Origin of the sequence: Shigella sp. FC1567 (assembly GCF_001743015.1) — a bacterium.
Classification (GTDB): Bacteria; Pseudomonadota; Gammaproteobacteria; order Enterobacterales; family Enterobacteriaceae; genus Escherichia; species Escherichia coli.
Genome location: NZ_MIIV01000226.1, coordinates 1 through 2081, shown reverse-complemented (window position 1 = coordinate 2081; position 2081 = coordinate 1). Strand labels below are relative to the sequence as shown.

Genomic DNA, 2081 nt, shown 5'->3' with positions numbered 1-2081 from the left:
ACACCGTATACCTTGTGATTTTCATCGTATACGCGCTGTATCTCTTTCTTCAGCCAGTCATCGCGCTGCGCACGGGCACTGCGTTTATCCGGATGATGTCGCTGTTGCTGACAGTGGTAATACGTTGACGGGGCAATATGCAGTTCGCTGCATAGCGGTCCGACCCCGTACTGCTCACGCAGCTTATCCAGCAGTGGCATCATTTTTTCCAGAGGCGGTCGAACTCCGCCTTCGCAAAATAAGCGGAAGCCTGGCGAAGGATATCGTTACTGCGGCGCAGTTCACGATTTTCACGCTCCAGCTCTTTCAGACGCTGACGTTCAGCGGTGGTGAGCCCTCCATCACCGCCCCCGGTATCCCGCTCATGCTGGCGAACCCAGACACGCAGAGTCTCCGGCGTACAGCCAATCTTTGGAGCAATGGAACAAATTGTCGCCCATTGTGAGTCATATTCGCCCTGACTTTCCAGAACCATACGGACTGCCCGTTGACGGACTTCGGGGGAAAAACGAGTATTTTTAGTCATCCTGTTTACCTCTTTCTCAGGAAGTTTAGTCTCCAGGATTCCCGGGGCGGTTCAGTTGGTGGTAAGTGGATCACTTTTTAGACTCGAATAGCTGCAGTTCACAAAAACAGGAATCCGGCTCCGTTTTTTGTTGTCATATCAGAGGGATATTTGTTATGAAGAAAATATAGTGAGTATATATACTGTCAGGATACAATATGATTAATGGGGTGTCGTTACAGGGAACTGCTGGATATGAGGCACATATAGAGGAGGGAAATGTAAATGTTAAAAAATTGCTGGAATCTTTAAACTCTAAAAGTCTTGGTGATATGGATAAAGATTCTGAATTGGCAGCGACTTTACAGAAAATGATAAATCCGTCTGGTGGGGATGGTAACTGTTCAGGGTGTGCGCTTCATGCTTGTATGGCTATGTTAGGGTATGGAGTAAGAGAGGCTCCCGTACCTAATGAAATATCAGAGTATATGACCGGATTTTTTCATAGGCATTTAGAGCAAATTGATAGTGAAGGCATAGTGTCACATCCTAATGAAACTTATAGTAAATTTCGTGAGCGTATTGCAGAAAATATTTTACAAAACACTTCAAAAGGAAGTGTAGTAATGATTTCTATTGAACAGGCCACTCATTGGATAGCTGGATTTAACGATGGTGAAAAAATTATGTTTTTGGATGTTCAAACAGGAAAGGGATTTAATCTTTATGATCCTGTAGAAAAATCGCCAGATGCATTTGTAGATGAAAATAGTTCGGTTCAGGTAATTCATGTATCTGATCAGGAATTTGATCACTATGCTAACAGTAGTAGTTGGAAGAGTAAGAGGCTTTGCTGATGCTGAGAGCCTGTACATAGATTTGAGCCGGCCCCTTGAAACGCCAGACAGTGGATGTATCTTAAAATAAGAGATAGGCTTGGATATATGTCTAACACTAGTTCTAATTTTGAGATGACTGGAACTTTGCTGGGGCTGGAGCTTCGTAAACGTAAAACTCCTCAGGAAAAAATTGCCATTATTCAGCAGACAATGGAGCCTGGCATGACGGTGTCCCATGTGGCGCGTTTGCATGGTATTCAGCCCAGCCTGTTGCTTAAGTGGAAAAAATAATATCTGGAAGGAAGTCTCACTGCTATTGCTGCCGGAGAGGATGTCGTTCCTGCCTCAGAACTGGCTGCCGCTATAAAACAAATAAAAGAGTTACAGCGCTTGCTGGGTAGACTGGCCCCCTGAATCTCCAGACAACCAGTATCACTTAAATAAGTGATAGTCTTAATACTAGTTTTTAGACTAGTCATTGGAGTACAGATGATTGATGTCTTAGGGCCGGAGAAACGCAGACGGCGTACCACACAGGAAAAGATCGCAATTGTTCAGCAGAGCTTTGAACCGGGGATGACGGTCTCCCTCGTTGCCCGGCAACATGGTGTAGCAGCCAGCCAGTTATTTCTCTGGCGTAAGCAATACCAGGAAGGAAGTCTTACTGCTGTGGCCGCCGGAGAACAGGTTGTTCCTGCCTCTGAACTTGCTGCCGCCATGAAGCAGATTAAAGAACT

2 protein-coding genes, 2 pseudogenes and 1 other annotated feature are annotated in these 2081 nt (G+C 45.2%); of the genes and pseudogenes, 3 read left to right on the top strand and 1 reads right to left on the bottom strand.

Translation table 11 applies throughout. From position 1 onward, the window contains the following. Positions 1-526: pseudogene (locus tag BHE85_RS14080) on the bottom strand (IS3-like element IS629 family transposase); the annotation flags it as partial. After that, positions 129-245: a sequence feature (AL1L pseudoknot), on the bottom strand. (Overlaps the previous pseudogene by 117 nt.) Before the next feature lie 197 nt (positions 527-723). On the opposite strand from BHE85_RS14080, the gene ospI reads away from it, so the two are divergent. From ospI to BHE85_RS14065, 3 genes and pseudogenes are all read left to right on the top strand, one after another. Beyond that, the gene (gene ospI / locus BHE85_RS26795; RefSeq protein ID WP_073692200.1) at positions 724-1362 is read left to right on the top strand and encodes a type III secretion system effector OspI; all 639 of its coding nucleotides are present in this window, start codon (positions 724-726) and stop codon (positions 1360-1362) included. Positions 1363-1476: 114 nt separating this feature from the next. Further along, positions 1477-1746 (top strand): annotated as a pseudogene (locus BHE85_RS14070) (transposase); the annotation flags it as partial. 87 nt (positions 1747-1833) lie between these two features. Then, a partial coding sequence (locus tag BHE85_RS14065; protein WP_000567707.1) for a transposase occupies positions 1834-2081 on the top strand: 248 nt, incomplete at its 3' end.

Coding starts and splice junctions, on each gene's coding strand:
- ospI (WP_073692200.1), top strand. CDS start 724: ATGATTAATGGGGTGTCGTTACAGGGAACTGCTGGATATGAGGCACAT.